Source organism: Enterococcus sp. DIV2449a (genome assembly GCF_051711225.1).
Taxonomy (GTDB): domain Bacteria; phylum Bacillota; class Bacilli; order Lactobacillales; family Enterococcaceae; genus Enterococcus_D; species Enterococcus_D casseliflavus.
Map to the genome: position 1 here is coordinate 2,181,725 of NZ_JBIOME010000001.1, position 26,452 is coordinate 2,208,176.

20 protein-coding genes are annotated in these 26,452 nt (G+C 42.4%); 5 read left to right on the plus strand and 15 right to left on the minus strand.

From position 1 onward, the window contains the following. Positions 1-3: 3 nt before the first annotated feature. Positions 4-507, minus strand: coding sequence for a tRNA (uridine(34)/cytosine(34)/5-carboxymethylaminomethyluridine(34)-2'-O)-methyltransferase TrmL (gene trmL, locus IGI76_RS10245; RefSeq protein ID WP_015509970.1), 504 nt, complete (start codon positions 505-507; stop codon positions 4-6). 353 nt (positions 508-860) lie between these two features. Then, complete coding sequence (locus IGI76_RS10250; RefSeq protein WP_231434804.1) at positions 861-1,703, minus strand: methyltransferase domain-containing protein; 843 nt, start codon at positions 1,701-1,703, stop codon at positions 861-863. A 102-nt stretch (positions 1,704-1,805) separates the two neighbouring features. On the opposite strand from IGI76_RS10250, the gene IGI76_RS10255 reads away from it, so the two are divergent. Continuing rightward, positions 1,806-2,447, plus strand: a complete 642-nt coding sequence (locus IGI76_RS10255) for a copper homeostasis protein CutC (protein ID WP_015509972.1) — start codon at positions 1,806-1,808, stop codon at positions 2,445-2,447. 61 nt (positions 2,448-2,508) lie between these two features. Here the strand turns inward: IGI76_RS10255 and IGI76_RS10260 are convergent, their stop codons facing one another. Further along, complete coding sequence (locus tag IGI76_RS10260) at positions 2,509-4,290, minus strand: ABC transporter ATP-binding protein (protein ID WP_060792246.1); 1,782 nt, start codon at positions 4,288-4,290, stop codon at positions 2,509-2,511. Further along, a complete protein-coding gene (locus tag IGI76_RS10265; protein ID WP_438781495.1) occupies positions 4,277-6,028 on the minus strand; it encodes an ABC transporter ATP-binding protein in 1,752 nt (583 codons plus the stop codon). The genes IGI76_RS10260 and IGI76_RS10265 overlap by 14 nt, the downstream gene beginning before the upstream one ends. A 144-nt stretch (positions 6,029-6,172) precedes the next feature. On the opposite strand from IGI76_RS10265, the gene IGI76_RS10270 reads away from it, so the two are divergent. Then, the gene (locus tag IGI76_RS10270) at positions 6,173-7,009 is read left to right on the plus strand and encodes an AraC family transcriptional regulator (protein WP_010749431.1); all 837 of its coding nucleotides are present in this window, start codon (positions 6,173-6,175) and stop codon (positions 7,007-7,009) included. A 56-nt stretch (positions 7,010-7,065) separates the two neighbouring features. On the opposite strand, the gene mgtE is transcribed toward IGI76_RS10270, so the two are convergent. From mgtE to IGI76_RS10290, 4 genes are read right to left on the minus strand one after another with little or no spacing between them, the layout of a single operon-like run. After that, positions 7,066-8,430: a magnesium transporter gene (mgtE, locus tag IGI76_RS10275; protein WP_010749430.1), complete on the minus strand. Its 1,365-nt coding sequence runs from the start codon at positions 8,428-8,430 to the stop codon at positions 7,066-7,068. A 17-nt stretch (positions 8,431-8,447) separates the two neighbouring features. After that, a complete protein-coding gene (locus IGI76_RS10280) occupies positions 8,448-9,347 on the minus strand; it encodes an RluA family pseudouridine synthase (protein WP_034858411.1) in 900 nt (299 codons plus the stop codon). 4 nt (positions 9,348-9,351) lie between these two features. Next, the gene (locus tag IGI76_RS10285) at positions 9,352-10,149 is read right to left on the minus strand and encodes an NAD kinase (protein ID WP_438781751.1); all 798 of its coding nucleotides are present in this window, start codon (positions 10,147-10,149) and stop codon (positions 9,352-9,354) included. 5 nt (positions 10,150-10,154) lie between these two features. Next, the gene (locus tag IGI76_RS10290; RefSeq protein ID WP_005229708.1) at positions 10,155-10,823 is read right to left on the minus strand and encodes a GTP pyrophosphokinase; all 669 of its coding nucleotides are present in this window, start codon (positions 10,821-10,823) and stop codon (positions 10,155-10,157) included. A gap of 196 nt (positions 10,824-11,019) precedes the next feature. On the opposite strand from IGI76_RS10290, the gene IGI76_RS10295 reads away from it, so the two are divergent. Together IGI76_RS10295 and IGI76_RS10300 are read left to right on the plus strand one after the other, a co-directional pair. Next, a complete protein-coding gene (locus IGI76_RS10295) occupies positions 11,020-11,595 on the plus strand; it encodes a CYTH domain-containing protein (RefSeq protein ID WP_016610835.1) in 576 nt (191 codons plus the stop codon). A gap of 108 nt (positions 11,596-11,703) precedes the next feature. After that, positions 11,704-12,360 carry a ClpXP adapter SpxH family protein gene (locus IGI76_RS10300; RefSeq protein WP_005229705.1) on the plus strand — a complete coding sequence of 219 codons (657 nt, stop codon included), beginning with the start codon at positions 11,704-11,706 and terminating at the stop codon, positions 12,358-12,360. Between the two features lie 130 nt (positions 12,361-12,490). Here the strand turns inward: IGI76_RS10300 and pepF are convergent, their stop codons facing one another. The 5 genes from pepF to IGI76_RS10325 all read right to left on the minus strand — a co-directional run bounded on the left by pepF (position 12,491) and on the right by IGI76_RS10325 (position 19,114). Further along, the gene (pepF, locus tag IGI76_RS10305) at positions 12,491-14,308 is read right to left on the minus strand and encodes an oligoendopeptidase F (protein ID WP_016610833.1); all 1,818 of its coding nucleotides are present in this window, start codon (positions 14,306-14,308) and stop codon (positions 12,491-12,493) included. Between the two features lie 152 nt (positions 14,309-14,460). After that, positions 14,461-15,366: a competence protein CoiA gene (locus tag IGI76_RS10310; RefSeq protein ID WP_438781499.1), complete on the minus strand. Its 906-nt coding sequence runs from the start codon at positions 15,364-15,366 to the stop codon at positions 14,461-14,463. A gap of 100 nt (positions 15,367-15,466) precedes the next feature. Next, positions 15,467-16,117, minus strand: a complete 651-nt coding sequence (locus IGI76_RS10315; RefSeq protein ID WP_231434806.1) for an adaptor protein MecA — start codon at positions 16,115-16,117, stop codon at positions 15,467-15,469. Between the two features lie 152 nt (positions 16,118-16,269). Then, positions 16,270-16,668, minus strand: a complete 399-nt coding sequence (gene spxA, locus IGI76_RS10320) for a transcriptional regulator SpxA (protein WP_003127030.1) — start codon at positions 16,666-16,668, stop codon at positions 16,270-16,272. 709 nt (positions 16,669-17,377) lie between these two features. Further along, positions 17,378-19,114: an ABC transporter ATP-binding protein gene (locus tag IGI76_RS10325; protein ID WP_142968251.1), complete on the minus strand. Its 1,737-nt coding sequence runs from the start codon at positions 19,112-19,114 to the stop codon at positions 17,378-17,380. A gap of 244 nt (positions 19,115-19,358) precedes the next feature. On the opposite strand from IGI76_RS10325, the gene IGI76_RS10330 reads away from it, so the two are divergent. Continuing rightward, positions 19,359-20,093: an HAD family hydrolase gene (locus IGI76_RS10330; protein WP_231434807.1), complete on the plus strand. Its 735-nt coding sequence runs from the start codon at positions 19,359-19,361 to the stop codon at positions 20,091-20,093. Between the two features lie 47 nt (positions 20,094-20,140). On the opposite strand, the gene IGI76_RS10335 is transcribed toward IGI76_RS10330, so the two are convergent. Together IGI76_RS10335 and IGI76_RS10340 are read right to left on the minus strand one after the other, a co-directional pair. Next, a complete protein-coding gene (locus IGI76_RS10335) occupies positions 20,141-23,305 on the minus strand; it encodes a DEAD/DEAH box helicase (protein WP_121261001.1) in 3,165 nt (1,054 codons plus the stop codon). Positions 23,306-23,321: 16 nt separating this feature from the next. Next, positions 23,322-26,450 carry an AAA family ATPase gene (locus tag IGI76_RS10340; RefSeq protein ID WP_231434809.1) on the minus strand — a complete coding sequence of 1,043 codons (3,129 nt, stop codon included), beginning with the start codon at positions 26,448-26,450 and terminating at the stop codon, positions 23,322-23,324. Positions 26,451-26,452 lie beyond the last annotated feature (2 nt).

A 26,452-nucleotide genomic window follows, 5' to 3' on the forward strand; every position in this document is an offset into this window, starting at 1 on the left:
TTCTTAGTCTAATTTGTCGTTCTCGTAATGATGCGTCAATTCCAACTGCGGAAATCCTTGCTGCCGCAAAACTTCATAAATGATCAAGGCCGCCGTATTTGATAGATTTAGGGAACGAACGTGCTCATCATTCATAGGGATCCGCAAGCATTTTTCGGCATGCTCACGCATAAAGCTTTCTGGAAGCCCCGTCGTTTCTTTCCCAAAAATGAAGAACTGATCGTCATCGGCGGTGTAATCGACATCAGAATACACGCGATTGGCAAATTTCGAGATCAGGTACAACGGACGCGCTCCTAAAAAGTCCATAAAAGCAGCTAAATCTTTATGATAGGTAATATTGACATCGTGCCAATAATCAAGCCCAGCACGCTTCAATTGCTTGTCATCCGTTGAAAAGCCTAAAGGCTCGATTAAGTGTAAATGAGTATTTGTTGCTGCACACGTCCGTGCAATATTCCCCGTATTGGCTGGGATCTGAGGTTCAAAAAGAACGATGTGATTCATAGATAAAAACTCCTTTCGATCGGATACTGCCGATCGGTTCTCGCATTGATTTGTGTCGTTAAACGTTACGTTTTCCATTACATGCTCAATAACTACTTCAATAACTTCTATAGTACCATATTTTGGCACGCTTGTTTTTCTAGAAACAACATTTTTTGGGCGCTTTTTTGGGCATAAAAAAAACGTACCAACTCGGTGTCGATCACTGCGAGTCGTTACGTTAGTGAAGCTCTTTTCACTAACTTTTATCAGAACAGGAACCTGATAAAAACCAATGAAAAATGACTTGAGAACAATATATCACTCCCATGGCATGATTGCAAGAGTAAATAACAAAAAAGTTCAAAATATTTTCAGGAAATTTTCGCAATCAACACCTCAACATCAACCGTAATCTGTGTCAAAGGGGTTTGTCGCAGCTTTTCTTTGCGTTCCTCCGAAGCCCCCCACTCTAACGGGGACATGGCAAGTAAATCTTGACGATTTTCTTCAGGGATCGCAAAAACATGCGTCACTCTTTGACGGGATGCGTTGGGATAGTGTTCAAAAAATTTGCTAACGACCCGTTCATTCGAATACTGTTGTTTTGTTTCATCGTCAGGATAAAAAGCGGCTCGTAGTTCTTTTAAATAATCCGCCGCAGGGACCACTTTGATCAGCTGTCCGCCTTTTCTTAAAATGCGGTTAAACTCCCCATAATTTGACGGCGAAAATAGATTGAAAATCGTATCAAAGCTCGCTTCAGCAAACGGCAGGTTGGTCAGATCCGCTACACACCAAAAAGCTGGTACGTTTTGATTGGTTGCTAGATAGACTCCGTCCTTGGCAATATCAAAGCCGACAGCCGCCTGAGTCTTTTCATTGACCAGCTGAGCCAGAAAACTGCCTTCCCCGCAGCCAACATCTAAAAGATGCTTAGCATCCCCTAAAGCTGCTTTGATGCATTCAATGACTGGTGCATACATGCCGCTAGCGATCATTCGTTGACGCGGCAAAAACAGTGCTTGATCATAATCTGCTTTGACTTGATGATCCAAAAAGAAAAGTGTGCCTTTCTTTGATAAGTCAAATCGATGACGATTTGGACAAACCAAGCCATTTTCGGTCGGGAAAAATGCTTGGCGGCACAATGGACATTCAAACAAGTGATAATGGGCGTTTAAAAAAAGGCGCCCGCGATCGATTTTTTTTAACATTCAACTTCCCTCATCTCTGCTCTACTTTAGCATATTCTTGTGGTAGAATGCTAGTGGATAGAATAACAAATCAATTGAACACCCATCTAATGGAGGTAAATCATGTTAAAAGAATTTTGTGCAGAAAACTATACCAATATTCCCTTAGCGATCGCCCGAGGTGCAAAGCGCATCGAACTCTGTGATAATTTAGCAGTCGGCGGAACAACACCAAGTACCGGCGTGCAAGAAGAAGTTCTGCAATATGCTGGCGAAAAAGGAATACCCGTTATGACGATCATTCGACCTCGGGGTGGTGATTTTGTTTACAATGATACAGAACTGAAAATCATGCATACCGACTTGATCGAAGCAAAAAAATTAGGAACAGACGGCGTTGTTCTAGGTTGCTTAACACCTAGCGGCTGGTTGGACGAAGAAGCATTGGAGCTACTGTTAGAAACCGCAGAAGGCTTGCAGGTTACTTTTCACATGGCGTTCGACGCGATTCCTGCAGCGCGCCAATTCAAGGCGATCGATTGGTTAGCTGAGCATGGGGTACAGCGGATTTTGACCCATGGTGGTGCTGCAGGCACTCCAATCGAAGCAAATTTCGATCGTCTGAAAGAATTGATCGCCTATGCTGGTGAGCGTTTAACGATTTTACCTGGCGGTGGCATTTCCTTTGAAAATGCCCAAGAAGTTGCCGATACACTAGGTGTAAAAGAAGTTCATGGAACCAGAATCGTTGACCTTAACGATTGAGCTTGAAGGACACAAAGAAATCCCTACAAACGATGCGCTTCTATCGTTTGTAGGGATTCTTTTAGATGGCTTGCAATAAGTCGTATTGTGATTGATACAAATGGTGATACAAGCCTTTTTGTGCCATTAGCTGATCATGGTTACCCGATTCAGCGATCGTCCCCCCTGCCACGTAAAAGATTCGATCAGAATTTTTGATCGTGGATAATCGGTGAGCGATGATAAATGAGGTTCTGCCTTCTAACAGCTTCAACAATCCTTCTTGCAGCAATTCTTCTGTCTTCGTATCGATACTTGAGGTCGCTTCATCTAAGATCAAAATTTTTGGATCAGCCAACAACGCTCGGGCAAAGGAAATCAGTTGCCGTTGCCCTGCAGATAAAGTACTTCCTCGTTCTTCGACGACGGTTTGATAGCCGTCTTTCAACTCCGTGATAAAGTCGTGGGCACGGACGATCTTCGCTGCTTCGATGATCTCTTCTTCTGTCGCATCTAATTTTCCATAGCGAATATTCTCTATGATCGTTCCTGAGAAAATAAAGGTATCTTGCAGCATGACCCCCATTTGTGAGCGCAGCGATTCCAGCGTCACGTCACGAACGTCCATCCCATCCACTTTAACACTGCCTTCATTGACATCATAAAAGCGGCTCAGCAAGTTGATGATCGTGGTTTTCCCTGCACCAGTAGGACCAACCAAAGCAATACTTTCCCCAGGTTCAATGTGGAAGTTAACATCAGAAAGAATGTTTTTGCCTTCTTCGTATCGGAAGGTCACGTGTTCAAAATCAACGGTCCCTTTCATCGTCGGCAATACGTTTGCATCAGGTTTGTCTTCGATATCTGGGACTTCATCCATCGTTTCAAAAATCCGTTCAAGATAGGCTGTTGCTGTAATCAAAGAATTATAAAAATTCCCGATATTGATGACTGGATTCCAGAAATTATTGATATAACTGATAAAAGCGATCAGAGTACCTGTGCTGACATCGACACCGATCTGACGAATGCCGACAAAATAAATCAAACAAGTCGTAATGACTGAAATGTTTTGCACCCCTGGCCACATCAGAAACTGAATTTTGACAGCTTTCATCCATGAAGTCCGGTAATCATTGCTGACTTCTTGGAAGATCTCAGCATTTTCTTCTTCTCGCGCAAAGGATTGAGTAATCTTGATACCAGCAATACTTTCATGAATGTAAGCATTTAGATTGGATTGTTTATTACTCAACACCTGATAGGCTTTGCGCTGGTTATTCTTGATCACCATCACCATGATGAACAAAATTGGCAGCAACGCAAGGGAATACAAGGTCAATTTGAAGTCGATCGCAAACATAAAGATCAAGGTGATGATGACGTTGAAAACATCCGAGATCAAATTGATCAGGCCGTTGCTCAATAGGTCACTCAGTGTATTGATATAGTTTACGATGCGAATCAAGATCTTGCCGTGGGGCCTTGTATCAAAATAAGAAAAAGGCAGTCGCTGCAGATGTTCAAAAATATCAAAGCGCATATCCTTCAATACGTCTTGACCAATATTCGTGATATGGTAGATACGGTAACGCATGCAGACGCCGATAACGATCAAGGTCACTAGAAAGGCAGCTCCTAGAAGCAGCAATTGGTTGACATTTTTCTCAGGAATCGATGAATCGATCGCGATCTTTGTGAAAACGGGCGCCAACATTCCTGCTAAGTTTGCCAGAATGATCGTAAATAGGACTTTGGCAATACTTCTTTTATAAGGAACGACATATTGTGACAAGCGTTTGAAATCCTTCCAACTAAACTCCTGGTCTAATTCCTCATCCACATCAAATTTATTTCTCGCCATCGTCTTCACCTCCTGACAAGCCTAATTGTTTTTGATACACTTCGTAGTATTTGCCCCGCAGACTGACAAGTTCTTCATGGGTCCCTTGTTCAACGACTCGTCCTTTTTCCATCATCAGAATCTGATCGGCTTCTCGAACAGAGGAAATTCGATGCGCAATGATAAACGTCGTTTTCTCTCCTGTTAATTTTGTCAGCTCCTGTTGGATCTTCGATTCTGTCTCCATATCGACGGCAGACGTCGTATCATCCAAAATCAAGATCGATGGATCTTTGGCTAAGGCCCGTGCTAGGGAGATCCGTTGTTTTTGTCCGCCAGAAAGCCCCACACCTCGCTCGCCCACGATCGTTTCATAGCCTTGAGGCATCCGAGAAATAAAGGTATCTGCATCAGCGACTACCGCCATTTGCCGAATAAAGCCTTCATCAGCTAAAGGATTTCCAAAAGCAATGTTGTCGGAGATGGTATTGGAAAACAAGAAAACATCTTGCATCACCATTGAAATGTTTTCCCGCATTTGGCGCACGGGATACTCTTTGGCGTTTTTTCCATCAATCAATACTTCCCCTTCAGTGGGATCATAAAAGCGTCCAACCAAATTCACTAACGTCGTTTTCCCTGACCCAGTTTCCCCTAAGATCCCTAACGTTTGGCCAGGGCCAATTTTGAAGTTGATGTTTTCCAACACATTTTGATTCGGATCATCCGAAAAGTGGAAGGAAACATCTTTAAACTCTACAAATCCTTTGATTGGCTCTAATTTTTCTTGTTGATGAACAGGAATTTTCGATTCTTGCGCCAACATTTGCCGAATTTTGATACAGGCTGCAGAAAATCGCTGAACATCGTTGATCAACCAACCACTCATGCGCATAGGATTATTCAACATCCAAAGATAGCCATTAAACGCAACAAGATCCCCTAATGTCATCTCGCCGTTGATAACGAAGATCCCACCCAAAATCAAGGCAATGACTGACAAACTTCCTGCTAAGCCATCAAGCCATGGCAGATAGGTACGGGATACTTTGGCAGATGCCATATTGCGGGTCTTAAAATCTTCGTTGTAAGAGCGAAATTTTTCAATCTCAAAATTTTCACGAGCAAAAGCTTTCACCACTCGATTGCCGCCGATATTTTCTTCCACCATTGAATTCAAGCGCGAAAAGCTCTCACGAATGTCAAAAAACAACGGGTGTGCTTTCTTAGACATGCGATTGGTCAACAGAAATATGATCGGTGTGATAGCCACCAGCGCCAACATCAATTTCCAATCAATGAAGCTCATAACCACCACCGCTGAAAAGAACCACAAGATACATTCAGCGATATTGTAGGTCACCCAAGAAACAAAGTGGCGAATGGCATCGGTATCACCAGTCATCCGTGCCATAATATCTCCCACACGAGTGTGATTGAAAAAGTCGAAATCCAATTCTTGCAGCTTCTGATACAAATCTTCCCGTAAATCGTATAGCGTATTTTGCCCGACCCGTTCAAATAAAATTTGATAACTGTAGCGGACAATGGTACGAATGACGGTCGTTGCGATCATGATCAACAATAATGGAATCAATAAGTGCGTTTTTTGCTGATTGATGACATCATCGATCACCATTCCTCCCAAGTACGGATTAACAATGATCAGCGCTGCATTGATCACTAAAAACAGGACTGCCAATATGATTTTTCCCCGGTTCTTTTTGGCATAGCGCCAGATCCATTGTGTATTACTCATCTAATTCCCCCTCTCGTTGTTAAGCTTAGCGTTTTGAAAAGCGATTTGAATGGTTTTTCTTACTCATTTTGATGTAAAATATTAGTAAGAAGCACCATTCCCTTTTTTTACAGGAAATAAGCACCCAATTGGAGTGAATCAGCCATGAATTTAGTTAACCCTCGCACGTTTAATCCAGAAATCATCTATCTCTTTGACCCATGGACGCAATCAGAAAGTCATGGAGAAATGCACCATCATGACTTTTTAGAAATCAGCGTCTTATTAGAAGGAGAAAGTACCTATTATTTTGAAAAAGAACCAGCGAAAAAAATCCGTGCTGGCAGCGTCATGCTTTTCAATCCTGGCGTCGATCACTGCGAATTGCAGCCAAAGGGCACTCGCTCCCATCAGTTGCATATTGGTTTGAAAAATATTTCTTTGGAAGGGTTTAAACGGAATTTTTTCCCGAACAAACACCCCTTGTTGGAGCTAGGCAAATACCATCATCAAGTTTTGGAAAAAGCCTGGCAGTTGGTGAGAGAAAGCAGTGAAGAGCGGGATGAGTTTCAATTGATGCAAAAGGCTGTTTTGATGGAGATGCTCGTCTACATTTTACGTGGACTAAATGAAGACCATATCAATGTCGTGCCTTACCTTTCCAAAAGCCAACGACGACAACAACAGATCGTCAACTATACGGTCTATTACTTGGAAAATCATTACAAAGAAGAAATCACGTTAGAGAAGCTCGCACAGGATCAATTTCTCAGCCCGACGTACCTTTCAAAGATTTTTAAAGAGGCGACGGGTGTCAGTCCCATCAACTACTTGATTGAGATTCGCTTAAAGCGTGCCAAAGACATGTTAAAAAATGAAAACCTCACGATCAAAGAAGTCGCCTCTGCTGTGGGCTATCAGGATGCTTATCACTTTAGCAAGTCTTTTAAAAAACTTTATGGTGTCTCTCCTTCTGGGGTATTGCCAAAACCAAAAAATTAAAGAGCAAGCCGATGACCTTCCTTCGAATGAAGAATCATCGGCTTGCTCTTTTTTGTTCATTGAATAAAATAGTTCATAAAAAGACTGGCAATGTTGAAATAGATCAAAACACTGGTCAAATCGCTAAGGGTCGTGATAAACGGACCACTTGCCACTGCTGGATCAAACCCCAGCTTGTCCATCAGCATCGGGATCAAACTTCCCGCTAAGTTGGCTACTGTGATGGCACACATCATCGCCATCCCAATCACAAACCCTAGAATCGGATTTTGTTTCCAGACAGCTACGATAGCAAAAATCGTCAACCCCGTGATGGCACCTGTGAACAGTCCTGTCAGCACTTCACCAACTACCGTCTTCATAAAGCTGTTTTCTTTGTCGTCATTGATCGCCAGACGACGAACGGCTACGGCTAAGGATTGGGTACCAGCATTACCGGCGGTCCCAGTGATCAGTGAGATAAAGACAGCGAGAATACTTGCTTCGCTGACCAACTCTTCATAATGACTGATCAGACTGGCGGTGGCCATTCCGAGAAAGAGTAAGGTGATAAGCCAAGGCAAGCGTCTCGAAGACGCTTTGATCGGGTTCTCACTGACTTCTTCCACATTGACCCCTGCCAATCCAGAGTAGTCACTGGCTGCTTCATCATCGATAACGTCGATGATATCATCGACGGTCACGATCCCTAATAGGTGATCGTCATAATCAGTGACTGGCAATGCAAGAAAGTCATAATCTCGGAAGGTCTGAGCGACATCCTCTTGGTCATCTCCAACATGGACCGACATCACCCGCTCGTTCAAAATATCAGCGATCATGGTATCTTCATCATTGATGATCAAGTCTCTTAAAGAAATAACGCCCACAAGCTTATTATCAGTATCCACGACGTAAATATAGTAAATCGTCTCGGCAACATCTGCGGCATTTTTTAAGACATACATCGCTGAACGAACCGTTTGGTTGGCAACAATGGAAACAAACTCGGTAGTCATCAGCGATCCAGCAGTTTCATCTTCATAGTGCAGCAGCTCTTTGATTTCGCTAGCAGCTTCAGCGGTCATCAAACTCAAATATTTCGCTGTTTGTTTTTTATCCAGAGTATTCAGCAGGTCAACCGCATTATCGGTATACATTTGCGCCAACATATCAGCCGCATAGGCGGGGCGCATCTCTGAAAGATAGTCCACCATGTGTTCATCATCTTCTTCAATGACGTCAAACATGTCTGCTAATTCTTTCGGCGATAGATACGTATAGACGATTTGTCGATCGGCTGCTTCTAGAGATTGGTAGAATTGCCCCTGCTCGTAGATATGCAGATCCAAGAATGCCTCACGAAATCCCTGGATATCATTGTCTTTTAATGCTTGATTCAGTTGATCAAACCGTTCGGTTAATTCTTGATTTTCATCCAATCTCTTCACCTCATTTGTTATTGCCTATCCATGGCTGAGCAAACAGCGGCCATGTCTGCTGGTAAGGGCAGCTTAAAAGCCAACGGTTCATTCGTAAAGGGATGCTGAAATTGCAGCTGACAGCAGTGTAATGCTTGTCGTTTGATCCCAAGAGCCATTGTACCGCCATACATCTCGTCTCCTAATAAGGGACAACCGATCGCAGAAAAATGGACCCTTATTTGATGTGTCCTGCCTGTGTGTAACTGAATATCAACTAAAGCGCAATCTGAATTGCGTTGTTTTAGCCAATACTCCGTCCGTGCTTCTTTTCCTTCGTCACTGACCTTGCGTTTCAATAGTGAAGTCAGGTCCCTAGCAATCGGCAGCTCAATCTCACCATGGGCAGAAAGTGCGGGCAGTTCACCAGCAACGAGGGCTTGATATTTTTTTACGACCTGCTTCTTTCGCAACTGGCTATCCAGCTTCGCATGGGCAAACCCATGTTTTGCAAAAAGCATCAATCCTGATGTGTCACGGTCTAACCGCGTGACAACATGAATCACTTGATCTTCATAGTGCTGCGCTTGATAGTAGGCCTTAACGCGATTGGCCATCGTGCCAGTCGGATGATATTGCGCAGGAATTGATGAGATGCCAGCCGGTTTATTCACGACTAACAGATGGGCATCTTCATACACGATCTCAATCGGTGTCGGGTCAGCCAGCATCGTCTCATGTTCTCCTTCAGGAGGAATTACAATAGTTACCCTATCATTTTGCGCCAAAGAAAACAAGACGTTTTGCTCGTGATCGTTGACAAATATCTTTCCGCCTTGAAATTTGATTTTTGCTAACAGTCCTTTGGACACCCCTTGTTCCTTCAAAAAATATTTGACTTGCTGTCCTTGTCCAGTATAGTAATACGTAAATTCCATGGGTTTATTCTTCTCCAATAAAGGAATCTTTGACCCGATTCCAAAAATGCATATGCCGATAAGACGCAAAATGAATCCGTTCATCGGCAATACGGTAATAGATAGCATCGATTTCTTCTTGTTCGATGGTAAACTGATCGATCGTTACTAAATAGTCGGTGCTTTGCTGCAGTTGTACTTTGACCCATTCATGGTGACCCACGACGATCGGCGAACCAAGGGTCCGAAAGACACGATTGTTCAACGAAGCAATCTCTGCCAATTGAAAGGCATTGATACTTGGGTGTAAGACTGCCCCACCAACACTCTTGTTATAAGCAGTGGAGCCGGTGGGCGTTGAAATCGATAAGCCATCGCCGCGAAATTTTTCAAAGAGGTCTTCTTTAATAGAAATATCGGCAACCATCGTGCGATTGCCGCGCTTGATCGTTGATTCATTCAATGCAAGGAAATGCTTGTCTGATTTTCCATTCGCATGCGTGATACGAACATCTAATAACGGATAGCTGACGCTTTTTTGATGGTCATTGCATAATGACTCGACTAGTTCTTCCAATTCATAATCTCGCCAGTCCGTGTAAAAGCCGAGATGACCCGTATGGACGCCTAAAAACTGCACTTGGTCCAACTTATGATTGTACAAGTGAAAAGCAGAAAGGAGCGTGCCATCTCCCCCAACAGAAATCACTAATTCAGGATTGTCTTGATCGATCTTATTTTCAGATTGTTCTAAAAGCGTAGTTAAACGCTTTGTCACTTCTACCGACTTGCTTTCTTGATTATGGACGATTGCCACGCGGATACCTTTCATTCCGTTTCCCCCTTTGGCAACGGGTTCTGATCATGTCCGCCTCGCTTGCCTTTCCCATGTGAAAATAACCGTTGTGCCTCTTGGATCTCTTCACGGATATTGGACATTTCTTCATCTAGCTGATAGGCGGCTTCTGCCGACCGACGCAGCCGTTCACTGATTTCAGCGGGAAATTCCCCTTGGTATTTGTAGTTTAGTGAATGTTCGATCGTTGCCCAAAAATTCATCGCTAGTGTCCGAATTTGAATCTCAGCTAAAATAATTTTTTCCCCGTCGATCAGTTGAACGGGATATTCGATCACTAGATGATAAGAACGGTAGCCACTGGCTTTTTTATTGGTGATATAGTCCCGTTCAATGATCACTTTCATGTCTTTGCGTGTTCGTAAGAGTTCAACGACTTGGTGAATGTCTTCCACAAATTGACACATGATTCGTAATCCAGCGATATCAGACATCTCTTCTTCAAGCCGATCCAAAGCAATCCCACGTAATTTACTTTTCGTTAAAATGCTATCCACTGGCTTGACCCGCCCAGTGACAAATTCAATGGGAACATGCTTGTTTTGTTCCCTATATTGTTTTCGTATGCCTCTTAATTTTACTTTTAATTCTGAAACCGCCTGTTCATAAGGCGCTAAGAATTCTTCCCAATCTCGAATCATTCTTCTCCCTCGATTCTGTTCATAACATACCTCTTATTCTACCATACTCTTGGAATAAAACTGAATGAACAGAAGAGCAGAAACAAAAGATTTTTTGTCTCTCCCCCAACGTCTCAGCTTTTCTTTGTTTGGTTTCTTTGACGGAATAGCTGAAACAGCGTACACTATGGTTGCAACAGAAAGAGAGTGAGAAACGATGGGCGAACAAATAGAGATCGAATATAAAACGATGTTGACGGAAAAAGAATACCACCAGTTGCTTGCTTATTACAATTTGTCAGAAGAAGCATTTAAGATACAAACCAACTACTATTTTGATACGGCAGATCATAAGCTGCGGGAAAAGCAATTCGGCTTGCGTATTCGCACGACTGCTACCAATGCGGAATTAACGCTAAAAACCCCCATTGAGCACGGGTTATTAGAGACGACTGATCCTTTAACGAAAACGTCCGCAGCTTCATTGATTGCTTCAGAAAAAATTCTACCTACGGGTATCGTTGCTCAGCGCCTAAGAGCGGCAGGTATCGAGCCTGACACGTTACGTATGATCGCAGCATTAAAAACGAAACGGGCGGAATTTCCGATTGAAGAAGGATTGCTCGCGTTAGATGAAAGCTGGTATGGTCAACAGCATGATTATGAGTTGGAGTTAGAAGTCAACGAACCGATTAAAGGGAAAGATGCCTTTCACTCCTTGTTACGTCTCTTTGGCGTTCCTTACCGACCAGCGAAAAACAAGATCATCCGAGCCGTTGAAGAAAAATCATAGTAAGCTGTCCTTTTGCTTACTTTTTTCGCGTTTTTTTGCTATATTTAATAAAACATACTTATTTTGTTTTTCAAGGTACAAAAGAATCTTAATTGGGGAGAGATTCAAATGATCGAACTGTTTTTATTTATTAATCCGATTGGGCCTATTTGTTATGATATCGAAAAAGAGATTCTCAATAAATTAAACACCAGCCGCAAAAAAATCCATTTGCAGATCCTACCTTTCGTTAACTTGTTTTCCGTAGGTGTCTCAATGGACTATTTGTCCATGAATAAGACGGATTTGGTCTTGCGAAATGAACAGACCAACCAAATCTATGCTGCATCACTGGACTATAAGGCAGCTCAGTTGCAAGGAAAAAAAATTGCGCGGGATTTCTTGTTGAAACTGCAACAACGGATAGGGATCGAAAGACAAGAATATAGCGATGCCTTAGTGAAAGAATTATTTTCTGAAACGAATGGTGATTTAGAGATGTTCCTAGAAGATCGATCCTCTGAGCTAGTGAAAAAGAACTTTGCCACCGATCAGCGTGTAGCCAAAGATATGGGCATCACGATCACACCCTCTGCTGTGGTGTATGATTTTTCAAGTGAAGAAGAATATGGGGTCCTTTTAGAAGGATCAGAGGAACTGAGAAGTCTTCCGCTCGTCTGTGGTACAGCAACAGAACTCGATACATTTTTACAAAAAGCTCAGTCTTTGAAAGCACCAAAACTTTCCACTATTCATGAAATTGATCGCGGGTTGATTCTTTTATGAAACCCTATTCAATAGCGACGCTGCGCAGCGAGCCAAACGATGATCTTGTATTTGGCTCGCTGCGCAGCGTTTTTTATTGTGGACAAACAAAAAAACAAACCAATCCTTCACGGATTGGTTCGCTTTTCAATTATGCTTCAATTTCTTTGACGAGTTCTTCCAATTCATTCAAGCGTTGCTCAAATACTTTCATCGCGTCTTCAATATAATCTGCTTTTGTCATATCGACGCCCGCTTTTTTCATGACTTCGATTGGATAATCACTGCGTCCAGCTTTCAAATAGTTCAAATAGTTGGTTAAGGCATCTGGTTCACCTGCTAAGATTTTCTTCGCTAAAGCAGAAGCTGCCGAAAATCCGGTTGAATACTGGTAAACATAGTAATTGTAATAGAAATGCGGAATGCGTGACCACTCAAGACGAATCTCAGGATCTTTTTCAACAGAAGGTCCGTAGTATTTTGCATTTAACTCGGCATAGTTCTCGCTTAAGAACTCACTGGTCAACGGTGTTCCTTTCGCATCTTCCACGTGCATGAAGTGTTCAAACTCGGCAAATTGCGTTTGACGGAAAATCGTTCCTTTGAAGCCATCGAGAAAATGATTCAAGACATAAGCTTTGACCCGTGGATCTGTTTCAGTCTGCAGCATATACTCTGTCAAAATATTTTCATTGGTGGTTGAAGCGATTTCCGCTAAAAAGATCGAATAATCGCCATAGGCATAAGGCTGGTTATTACGTGTAAAGTAACTATGCACACTGTGTCCCATTTCATGAACAAGAGTAAAGAGTTGATCCAATCGATCATTCCAGTTCATCAGGATATATGGCAGCGTGTCATAGGCACCAGAAGAATACGCGCCACTACGTTTGCCTTTGTTTTCAACGACATCGATCCACCGATTGCTGAAGGCTTCTTCAACCACCGCAAGGTATTCTTCACCTAATGGTTTTAACGCTTCTTTCGCTTTTTCGACCGCTTCTTCATAGGTATATCGAATGGGTGCTTCCCCTAATATCGGCGTATAAACATCATACATATGCAACGTATCGACAGCCAACAGGCGTTTTCTTAATGCCATATAACGATGCAACAATGGCAGGTGCTGATTGACGACATCCACTAATGTATCGTAGACACTTTCAGGAATGTGGTTGGCACTCAAAGCGGCTTGCCGTGCCGAATCAAATTTGCGGGCTTTTGCTTTAAAGTTATGGGCTTTGATATTGGTGCTTAATGTTTGGGCAAAGGTATTGCGGAATTGCTCATAGACACCATAAAGACCTTTAAAGGCTGCTTCACGGACAGACCGATCCGTGCTTTCCATCAACTCACCGTATACACCATGAGATAACTGCACTTTTTCCCCGTTTTCGTCTTCAACTACTGGAAAATCCAAATCAGCATTGTTTAAAACAGAAAAAATGTTGCCAGGTGCCCCAAAAATTTCGCCAGCACCAGCTAATAACGCTTCTTGCTCCGCTGGCAAGACATGTGGACGTTCGTTGATGGTTTTTTCGATCATATGACGATAAACAGCTAGTTTCGGCTCTTGATCGAAATAGCCCCAAATCGTTTCATCAGACATTGTCAATAGCTCAGGATCAAACCAAGCAACGGCTTCACTTACTTGCGCAACTAAGTTACTTGCTTTTGCATACAAGCCTTGATACGTCGTATTGGCAGTATCTTGATCGTTTTTCAAATGACTGTATACATAGAGTTTCTCTAAACGACGAGAAAGCGCTAAAACAAATTCTAATGCGGATAAGAAGGCTTGCGGCCCATCGGCTAAAGTGCCTTGGTAACGACTTGCTTCTTTGACTTGTGCTTGGATCTCTTGAAATTCTATGTCAAAAGCCGCATCATCGGCATAGATTTTCGTTAAGTCCCACGTTTTTTCGACTGGAATCGATTCACGTGCTGGTAATTGTTTTGTTTCTGACATTCCCTTCACTCCTTGTTCATTGGTTAAAAATATCTTATCATACTTTTCAGTGAAACCAAATCATTGGCTTAAAAAGAAACCGAATTTTCTAAATATTGGCATTCTTGAAAGAGTCCACGCAAAATTTCCCGTTGATCCAGTAACGGGAATTGCTATTGCCAATCCAGCTGCCGCAGCCGTGCCACCCATTGATCAAAACGAAGTGGACAGTCACTTAAATAAAGAAAGCGAAAAACCAATATTCGATGCTCAAATAAAATGCCAAAGCTGCTTGCACAATAGCACCACATAGGCAGCTGGGAGACATTGCCTTTTAACGGATACAATATTTCTTGGATCATACGGATTTTTGGCAGGTTCTTTCGCAGTTTTTGTATCAACCACACCTGATAGTCTGCAGCAAGCCACTCAGGAGGACGGTGATGGTTTGATCTTTGTCCTTTGCACAAAGGGCGAAGTGTTTCTTTATGGTAAGGCGCCCCTTTTCGAGCATCGCTTTGTTGACTGCTGACTCCTTCTTGATAGTGCCAGTTGATTTGTTCTAACTTCATTAAGGATTGATTTTGCGTATCAATCAGCCACAAACAAAAACCAGTTGCCTGATAACTACAGCAGGCTTTTGCCAAAAGTGACCATTGGCGTTTCGGATGCAATTTCTCCCCTAAGATCCACCATGGTCGATAGCCGTTTGCTAAATACGTGCTGGTTCTTTCAAGAAATCGTGAAAACTTGAGGGAAGAACACTGTACTTCAATGGCGATATTCTTATAACAAAGGTCAGGACGCTGTTGGAGTTTAGGCAAAAAAGCTTCGATCTCAATCCCTGTATCTTGAAACCATTCAAACAATAGTTGTTTGGCTTCCAAGTGTTCCTTCGTCTCCCCTTCGCTGTAAGTCTGACAATCAGCAGTTGCTTGATGGGCAAAGTGGGGCTGTCGTTTGGTTCCTTGCCGCAAAGTCACTTCTTGGTGACACCCTGGGCAATAAAAAGGACCTGATGCTTTCTTTCTCCCTTTCGCTGCAATGACTTCTTTTCCTTGGTTCAATGCTTTCAGCATCTAACTCACCTCAATAAAAGATACGCCATTTTCATCAAACACAATTGAAAAAGCCAAGAACATTAGCAACATGTTCTTGGCTGGAAATGAATTTCATTCATTAATCATTTTTGAAGTAGAAACGAGTCAATTCAAGTGCATCGTTTTCCATGATCAACTGACCATATTCAGATAAAACCTCTGGCGTCACTGATGTCCGTTGGGCAAATTCCATCAAATAAGAAAGTGCGTTCTCCACTTCAATATCAGTAACCTCTACATCCATGAATCGAATTTCAATATAATAATGGTTACCCATTTGGTAAAGATTGGTTGCAACGGAATCCAAATATACTTCGGATGCCAATTGAATCATATCTTCGAATCGCAACAACTCGAATACAAAACGATTGCCGATGTCTTCTGCTTGCTCCGACTCTTGTAATTGAGCCGCCACATGCTTTTTCAACATGTCGGTAATGTCTTCATTCGCTTCATCATTCATCTCATCAAAATTTTCCATTCCTTCTGGTGGAAGATTTTTGCTAATAAACAATTCTAACCCATCGCCTTTAGGCAAGACTTGGAAAGTTACAGCTTCACTGCCCTTAAATTCTTCGTCAATATCAACTTCTTCAAGAATACTGTAAAAGAAGTTTTCAATTTCATTGTGATTTCCTAGAAGGTCAAGAAAAGTGATGCCTCTCGCAGCTAAGTCTTCACTTTTGATCAATACACGAATGGTGTTCTCATTGATATGTTCCATTTCCATATTAGCTACACCTCACTTTTGCTACTCACTATAGGTTCATTGTATCGAAACCTGATAAAAAGTAAAGAGAAAACGAATATCCTCTTAAGAAAAACATAAAAACTCAAAAAAAGACTCACTTTCAAAGAGAAAGCGAGTCGATGAAGTCAAATTTATAATCCTGCCATTAATTGCGCTTGTCTTAATTCCAGTTGGCGAACATCCCTAGGTAAGAACCGACGAATTTCATCTTCGTTGAACCCAACTTGCAATCGTTTTTCATCAATCATGATCGGACGACGCAATAATCCTGGGTTTTCTTGAACAAGTGTCAATAAATCTTTTAGGGGCAGGTCATCTAGATCCATATTCAACTTTTGGAATACTTTGGATCTGGTGGAAATAATTTCTTCTGTGCCATCTTCTGTCATTTGTAGAATTGCCTTAAGCTCAGAAATATTTAACGGTTCTGAAAAAATATTTCTTTCAACAAAAGGGATTTCGTGCTCTTGTAACCACGCACGAGCTTTGCGACAAGATGTGCAACTTGGGGAAGTGTATAGTGTCAACAACGTGCATCTCTCCTTTTTAATTTTCAATCAAGCAAGTCCTGTTCCCTCGCTTGATTTCAATTATACAGGTTTAACTAAAAAAAATCTAGTCTAAATCTCATATTTTTTAATAAAACTCGAAAGTTATATTAAAAGCGAAACCTTTAAGGCAAAAGGTTTCCTTCAAAAAGTTTATTTTTAAATGAGAAAACTCAAATTTTTTTTTAATATTACTCCTTTTATACAACAGTGTGTCAAAGGTGTATCAAAAAGATGTCAGAATATTAAAATATTCTTTTAACAGAAGGCAACGTTTTTTAATTTCCCTTCGACAATTACAGATGTAATCAAAAAATGAGAGAAAAACCAAGGCCATCGCTCAATCGTTTTCAAAAGAACTTTTTCACTATCCTTCCTTTGCCGAGAAACGATCGCGCTACAAGGAAAATGGATGTTATTTTTTTGTACGAGTAATCGCAACCACTCTCTTTCTTCTTGGTTTTATTGTATCACATTCCTTTTTAATCAGAAAACCATAGAAGCATTTCTGTCATAATCTGCTATAAAACAGCAGCAGAAATGAACATCTGCTTATAAATGAAAAGGGTTTCTCACAAAAAACTCAGTAAAAAACGATCAATCCAAGAAGCCAGCCAATTTGTTGCTTGGTCACTGACAAAGCATAATAGACTGTACTATTCTTGAACTGATCGTTTACTATGTCTTTCTTCTAAGCAAGTGCTGGGTCTCGGTCACGAGCGAATTGAGCATCATGCAATGCACGATAATGCCCTTTTCTCGCCATCAACTCTTCATGGGTTCCTTCTTCTAAGATCCCCTTCTCACTAACGACAATGATTCGTGTCGCATGTTTGATCGTTGCGAGGCGATGGGCAATGATCAAGGTTGTACGCCCATCTGCCAAAGAATTCAATGATTCTTGGATCACTTGTTCCGTTTCGGTATCTAACGCTGAAGTTGCTTCATCTAGAATCAAAATCGGCGGGTTTTTCAAGAACATCCGAGCAATCGCTACTCGCTGCTTTTGGCCACCGGATAATTTGACGCCTCGTTCACCGATGACCGTATCCAAGCCATCCGTCATTTGATCAATGACTTTTTCTAAGTGTGCCAATTTGACTGCCTTTAAAATCTCCTCTTCTGTTGCATCAAGTTTGCCATAAGCAATATTTTCTCGAATCGTTCCTGGGAAAAGAAAAACATCTTGTTGCACCGTACCAATCTGCTGACGTAAAGATGCCAAGGTCATCTCCTGAATATTGATGCCATCGATCGTAATGGCGCCTTCCGTGACTTCATAAAATCGCGGCAACAAGTTGCATAACGTTGTTTTCCCCGAACCACTTTGTCCAACGAAGGCGATCGTCTCACCCGCTTTGATCGACAAGTCGATGTGATTCAAGACTTTCGTCGCATCCGCATAGGAAAAAGAAACATCATGGTAGACGATGTCTCCCTTTAAGGAAGTTACTGCCCGTGCGCCTGGCTTGTCTTTGATCGTCGGTTCTTTATCCAACTCTTCGGTCAAGCGTTTGAAGCCAGCGATTCCTTTCGGATAGCTTTCGATCATCGTATTAACCTTCTCGATTGGTCTAACAAAGACATTTGACAATAAAATAAACCCTACGAACTGACCGTTCGTCAGTTCGCCACGAATCACGTAGTAGGCACCAAAGATCAGAGCAAACAAGTTGATCAACCGAATCAAGAAATAATTGTACGCTGAACTGATTGCCATTACCTTATAAAAAAGGATTTTAGACTGCCGATAAATCTCACTTAACCCGTCAAAACGTTTATGTTCAAACGTTTCATTGGCAAATGATTGTGTCACTCGAATGCCACTGACAGATGCTTCCACTCCGGCGTTGAACTCACCGAGATTATCATAGATCTGTGTGTTGACTTTGGTCATTTTCTTATTGAAAAAAACCAAGGCGATCGTAATCAAGGGAATCAACGCAAATGTTGCCACAGCTAATTGAACATGCATATTTAACATCAATAGGAATGAACCGACCAAAGTCATAATGGTAATAAAAACATCCTCTGGACCATGGTGAGCGACTTCAGAAATCTCAAAGAGATCCGTAGTCAATCGACTGATCAGCTTGCCAGTCTTTTGATTATCATAATATTCAAAAGATTGCGTTTGCAGATGTCGAAATAACTCTTGACGCATATCAGTTTCAATATTGACCCCAAGTTTATGACCATAAAAAACCACGATATATTGCAACACAGTATTGATCACATAAAACAAGAACAAGCCTAAGCATGCCAACAGTATTAGGCGAAAGTTGTTCTGAGGCATGATCTTATCGATTACTTGGTTGACGGCAACTGGAAAGGCTAGTTCCAATAAACCAGCAAATACCGCACAAGTAAAGTCGAGTATAAATAGTGACCGATACGGTCGATAATAACGAAAAAACCTTTTTAACACATTTCCCCCTCCTCAATAGCTTTCATTATAAGCAACTCTCAGTAGAAATGCAAAATGAGAAACATGTGAAAATGGGTAAAATTCACTATAATTTTGAAAACCTATGAAGACGCGGATTTCTAAAAACAGTAAATAAAACCTTTATTTTGCAGGGATTTTCCTCTTTTTTTTACAGAAATAATGGCTTATGATTGATTCGAAAACAAACTGAAAATTTTCACTAACTCTGAAAGGCGTGTCTTTTTTGATCACTAGTATTCTTTTTGATGTCGATGATACCTTATATGACCAGCAACAACCATTTCGTAATGCCGTAACCTCATGTTTCCCACAAATAGCCCACAAAGATTTAACTGCTCTTTACTTACGGTTTCGGGTGCACAGTGATGAGCAGTTTGGACGGGTATTGGCAAATGAATGGACGCTAGATCATTTTCGTTATTTTCGACTGACCCATTCATTAACGGATTTAGGGTACTTACCTATTACAATGGAAGAAAGCTGTAAATTTCAGCTGTGTTATGAACATGAACTAGATGCCATCACGCTGCATCCTGAAGTTGAGTCAACTTTGAACTATTTGTCCACATTGCCAGTCAAACTAGGAATTATTACCAATGGTCCCACTGACCACCAGCAAAAAAAATTGGATCAGTTGCAACTGACTCGATGGATCAAACCAGAGCATATGATCATTTCACAAGCAACTGGTTATCAAAAGCCCCAACTTGAAATTTTCCAATTGGCAGAAACCGACTTTGCTCTTGATCCAGAAACGACACTGTACGTTGGTGATAATTTTGATAATGACGTAGTGGGCTGTAAGAAAGCCGGTTGGCAAGCCTTGTGGTTCAATCATCGTCTCCGTCAGGCCCCTAATGGATTGGAAGAATTGCCAGATGTGTCGATCACCGCTTTTTCACAGCTGCAAGACAGTATTGACACACTGATGCAAGTACCTGCTTACATGTATAACTAAAAAAAGATGGACCTTCGCTCCTGCGGCAGGTCCATCTTTTTGATTGGCTAACTTTCTTCGCCGATACTCAATATCAAGCGAATATCTTCTTCTGTCATTTGTTGAAGCTGTGTTTCATTGCCTTGGATCACTTTTTGGAAAAGCTCACGTTTTTCTTGTTGCAACGCATCCATTCGTTCTTCAATGGTTCCTTCAGCAATCATTCGCCAGACTTCGACAACATTTTTTTGACCGATCCGATGGGCTCGTCCAGCGGCTTGTTCTTCCACCGCCGGGTTCCACCACAAATCGTATAAGATCACGGTGTCTGCGCCGGTCAGATTCAGTCCTGTTCCTCCTGCTTTTAACGAGATCAAGAAGACGTCCTTTTCTCCACTATTGAAGGCATCGACCATCGTCAAACGATCTTGCGGCGGTGTGCTGCCTCGCAAGTAAAAGGACTCAAACCCTTCTTGTGCTAGCTCTTCTTCAATGATCGAAAGCATGCTAGTAAACTGAGAAAATAGCAGCACACGACGTCCATTTTCTTTGGCTGCTAAGAGTAAATCTTTGACCTGTTCAAGTTTCCCAGAAGACCCTTCATAATCCTCCACGAATAATCGTGGGTCACAACAGATTTGCCGCAGTCGAGTCAAACCAGCTAAGATACTGATTCGATTTTTACGAAAAGACGTAGAATCCATTTGCGCGATTTCTTCCCGCATTTGCCGCAAGTACGCCAAATAGATTTTCTTTTGTTCTTCTGTTAAAACACTGTAATAATTTGTTTCCAATTTTTGCGGCAAATCATGCAGCACGGATTTTTTGTCTCTTCGCAAAATAAAGGGTTTGATCATTTTCGCAATTTCTTGCGTGGAAAGTTCTTTAAATTTTTGCTTGTTCGGGAAAAAGCCTGGCATGATCATTTGGAACAAGGACCACAATTCTTCTAAATTGTTCTCGATCGGTGTGCCACTGAGGGCGAACCGCTGTGGAACTTCCAAGGAGCGCAAGGCCTGTGCCGTTTTGGTCGCACTGTTTTTGACCATTTGCGCTTCATCTAAAATCAAACAAGTCAGATCTAATGCTTGATAGGCATCAATGTCTTGCCGCAAACTTGCATAAGAAGTGATGCGGACGTCCGCTGGCTGCGCCATCTGCCCTTCGCGCTCTTCTTTCGTTCCGCTGATGACAGACGCGGAAATCGTCGGCGCAAACCGTTTGATTTCTTGCTGCCAATTGAATGTTAGACTGGCAGGTGCCACGATCAGCGCATTTAATTTTTGTTTCTCTTGTTTTTCTGAAAGTAAGTAGCTAATCGTCTGAACGGTCTTCCCTAACCCCATCTCATCGGCAAGGATACCGCCAAATTGATAGTGGCTCAACATTTTTAGCCAACGGAAGCCAACTTCTTGGTATTGCCGCAACTCAGCATGCAAGTTTTCTGGCAGCTGCGCCTCAAAGTTTTCTGGGTGGATCAAGTCTTCCGTCATTTGCTGAAAACCGGCGCTAAAGCTGGCTTGATCAGCAAACTGCTCTTGCAGGAGCAGCCCTTGATTCAAAGGAACTTGGATCGCCCCATCCTTCGCTTCTAGTGAAAGACGCAATTTTTTCAGGGCAGCACTTGCTTCTTGAAACTCTTCCGATTCCAATGAAAGGACTTGCCCATTTTCTGTGGTATAAAATTGTGCAGACTGTAACAGGCTGCGCAAGACCTCATTGATCTCTGACTCTTGAATGCCGCTGACATCAAACTTGATATCCAACCAAGAACCATTTTCTTCGATAACGATTTCTGGTCGATGGTGTTGGGCGTCAAGGTAAAGTTCCCGCAGCTTCTTGCCGATACGGACTTCACCTAATTGCCTTAAAACAGGGATCTCCCTTGTAAAAAAGGTATAAAGTTGTTCCCCCGCAGGTAAGCTTTTTTGCCAATTTTTAGTGCTCGCTTGATAGCCAAAGGTTTCAATAATCGCTTCAATTCGTGCTTCTTGTTGAAAATCACGTAAAATCTCGGGATGATTTTCTGGCATATAGTGATGTTTTTCATCACTTGAAAAAACGACTTCTCCATAAGTGAAGTCTACTTGTAAATCGACTTGTCCTTTGATTTTCCGTAACGAAAAGACAGCTTTCAATTCAGACTCTTCGATTTCATTTTGAACTTCAGGTGCTACTTGGACACGCCCGATTTTTCGCAAATAAGGCAATACTTTCATAAAAAGATTCGCTAGTTCTTCTTTCGGATAGTCGATGACTGGCTGTTCAAATCGTTTAAACAACTGTTGCATCGTGACATAGATTTCCTTTTGTTCGACAGTCAGTTCATAAAAGGTTCCATCCAGCAGACCCCAATTATAATAGCTAAGTAAATGGTCAAAATCTTTCACGAATTCCAGCGGAAAATGATCCTCCTGTTTTGTGACTGAAAACGACAAAGGTTCACCGATTTGAAAATCGGCTTCATTGACTTTTGTTTCACCAATGGTTATTTGCGTATAGACTTCGTTTAACTGTAACAACAATTCTTTGCCGAACTCAACTGGTAGCAGCAAATACTTTTTGTCAAGTTTACCACTGATCTGAATACCTGCTTGCCCGATTAACTGTTGCGTTTGCGCGATTCCTGCCAATCGATTCAACAAGGCTCGATTTTTCTCATCAAAGGCATCCGCAGATAGAAAGAAGGTCTGCTGCTTATTCGCTGCGTACTGCTTGTTTTCTTGGTACATCTGCAAAAATTTATAAATGTTTTTAACGACATAGGTCCGTGCGGTGCCACGATGGCCGACTTTGAGGGAAATCCCTAAGATATCCATTTCTTGATGGTAAGGATTGGTGGCGATGGTATCTATCCGAAATTCAACCTGTAAGGGTTGGCTCGTTTCTTTTTCGCTCCCTAAGCGGGCAAAGCCGTTGGAAAACATCTCTGAAGCAGAAAAGGCTTTTTTGATGGGGGTTTGCTCATTGATTTTTCGTGTTTTCCCTTGTTTGCGTAGATAAAGTTCGACTGCCACCGTGTGTTTGCAATAATGATGCTCTTCCCAGTACGGACATTGGCAATAATCTACCTCTTTGGCTGTAGCATCTAAGGTCACTAAATACAATTCTGTCCCCAATACTTCTGCGTGCCACACATTTTTTTCTTTGTCTGGTGTGACAGATAAGACGCGATCTTCGTTGACATACGTTCTGCCACGCTCAATTACTTTTTCTGGAATACTCCACTTCATAATAGCCCTCCTCTCCTTATTCTTTTATTCGGATCCGGCTTTGCCCGCTGCCGTTAGTTTCTACGAAAACTTGCTGCAGGATTCTTGCCCGCAGTTCTCGAACATGACTGATGATCCCAATCATGCGCCCTTCATTTTCGATCATTTCTAATGCTTCCATCGCCATTTCCAATGATTCTTCATCAAGCGATCCAAAGCCCTCATCAATAAAGAGGGCTTCGATCTCGATCCCACCAGCTCGTTGCTGGATCACATCCGCCAAAGAGATCGCCAACGCTAAGGCAGCAATAAAGCTTTCGCCGCCTGAAAGTGTATGAGCTCTTCTGACTTGTCCCGCATTATCGTCATATATGTCAATTTCTAAGCCTGTTGAGCTTCGATAGCTCCCGACTTTATCCGCTAATTCAAATTGATAGCGGCCACGAGTCAACCGAGCCAAGCGTTCATTGGCGACTTCTAAGATCTCTGTCAGAAATTGCTGCAGTACATACCGTTCCAAGCTGGTTTTTTTGACGTTTTCGCCGTTGATGGTTTCTGCCAACTGCTGAAGTTGGCCTAATTGGGCCAGTTCTTCGACATTTTGCTGATAAATGACCTGCAGCTCGTCAAACAACCGTTGATTGACGTTGACTTTCTCCTGTTTGCGAACTGTTTCTTGCTGTAGTTCCTCCATCACGGTCTGCAACTGAAGGTAGTCAGCTTCCAATTGGTTTAAATCTATCGCAGCTTGCTCTTTTAACTGTGCATCTAACAATGCTAGCCGTTGCTGAACAAACACCGTTTCTTGCTCATAGGTTTTGATTTCTTCTGAGAGAACGGTTGTTTGAGCGGCTTGGGCAATCAATTCCCGCATCGTTTCCTCCGTCATACCAGCTTCTTGGAGTCGCTGCGTCAGTCTTTGTTCTGCTTTTGTCTTAGCCGCTTGCTTTTCTTCAAAAAATTGCTGCAGATTTTTCAGCTTCTCTGAAAGAATCGCTTGCTGCTCGTTTAGCTGCGCTTCTTGTCGGGCATCAGCCTCAATTTGTTGCGTATATTCCCTCAGTAAACCATTGGTTTTTGTTAAATCTGCTTGTAATTGTTCATACGTTGCGCCTGCAAGTTGTTCCTGTAAAGAAGCCAATTTCCCCTCCGCAAGCTGACGCGCTTCTTGGGCTTTTTTCGCTTGCTCACTGACTTGCTGAAAGGACTCATTTAACGTTGCTAATTTCTCATTTACTGCCTGATGTTTCTTCTGTGCGTCTTCATAAGAAGCGGCTTTTTGTTGATTGAAAGATTGCCGTTTCTTTAGTTCCGCTACCGTCGTTTCCTCGGTAATCGCCTCTTGGTGTTCTAACGGCTGCAAGGTAGCAAATGCCTGTTGAACTGCAGTCCAAGCGAATTCCACTTGCTTCTGCGCAGCAACACTGGTGGCTTGCCATTCGCTGATTCGCAATGTGGCTTGCTCCTGCAGCGTTTGATTTGCCGATACTTGCTGCTGGATCTTCGTCAATTTTTCTTGTGTTTGCTCAAGTCTTTGTTCACTGGCAATGATGTCTTCGATGCGATAGGTCGTGTGCTCCTGTGTATTCGGATGATCCAATGATCCGCAAACCGGACAGGGTTCATTTTCTTCCAGTAATAGACGAAGCCGAGCAATTTGCATTCGAGCATTTTGACTGGTTTCTTGTTTTAACGTTTTTTGCAGCTCCAGCAAGGATGCTGCTAATTGCTGTTGTTCAAGAACTAACTCCGAATGAATTTGTTGCTGTTCCCCTGCTTTTTGCTCGGCTTCACGAAACTGCGCTTTTGCTTGCTGCCATTTTTCGACCAGAGCCTGCGTTTCTACCAATTTCACCGCTTCTGTTTGAAACCCTCGCAAGGTTTCGATTTCTTCTACCAGATGCTGCGCTTGCGCTTTGGCACTTGCTTGCGCTTGGTTTATCTTCGTTAATTCGGTGGTCTGTTGTTGTGCGGCTTTTTCAAGTTGCGCCACTTCTTCTTGCTGCGCTTGTGTACGCTGTGCTAGCGGGATCTGCTGCTGGATTCGTTGAACTTTTTGACTAGCAGCTTCCTGTTTTTTCTTGATGCCGTCAATCAACGCTCGTTGGTCTTGCCAGCTTACTTGTTGCTGCTGAATTTCTTGCAACTGCTGCTTTGTTTCGTTGATTTGCTGAGCAGCTTGCTGTGCTTCTTTCACTCGTTCTTCTTTTTGCTGCATGATTTCTTGATGTTCAAGCGCCCACACCAACTGGTTCAACTGTGCTTTTTTCTGAGCAATCTCGGTTTTTTTAGCATGCAGCTCTCGGGCTTTTTCTTGTAGACCTTGCCATTCGATCCGTGCATTTTCAATTTCTTTTGCACGGTAAAAAGCATCTTGCGCAGCTTTCATTTCTTGGATCGCTTGGTCTTTTTTGTGCAATAATTGCTGAAGCTGCGCTTGTTGTTTTTCTAAATCCTGCGCCCACAAAGTCAGACCTTCCGCAACCGTTAAAACCTCCTGCGCTTCTTCCCATTCAAAGCGCTCCATGATTTGTGAGGCGACCAGCTGCTGATGCTCAAGCTTTTTACTTTGTGCTTTGACTTGCTCTTTCAACCATTCATTAAATTGTTGATACATTTCCGTGCCAAATAAATTCCGTAAAACGCGTTCTTTCTCATTGCTGCTGGCAATCAAAAAATTACGAAATTCTCCTTGCGGCAACATCATGATTTGAAAAAACTGTTTGGCATCCAGCTGCAGCAGATCCTTGATAAACGCATCAACTTCTGTCCGTTTACTGATTTGCTTTTTCTCTTTGCCCTCGGCGTCAAAAATCGTCAACTGGACTTTTGCCGTTTGGTTGGTGACCCCGTCACCACGTTTTTTTGCTAACGTCTGTTCCGGTTTCCGTTGGATCTGGTAGGTAAAACGCTGATGTTCAAAAGTAAACGTGACGCTGGTCTCTTCGGTTGGTGAAGCAAACATCGAGCGCATTTCTTTTCCTGAGCGCAGATTCCCCGATGTTTCACCGAACAAGGCAAACGTCATGCCATCGAAAATCGTCGTTTTTCCTGCACCCGTTTTGCCGCTGATCAAAAACAAACCGCCAGCTTGCAGCTGACTAAAATCCAATTTTTCATCAATAAATGGACCAAAATTTTTCATTTGTAAAGACTTCGGTTGCATGA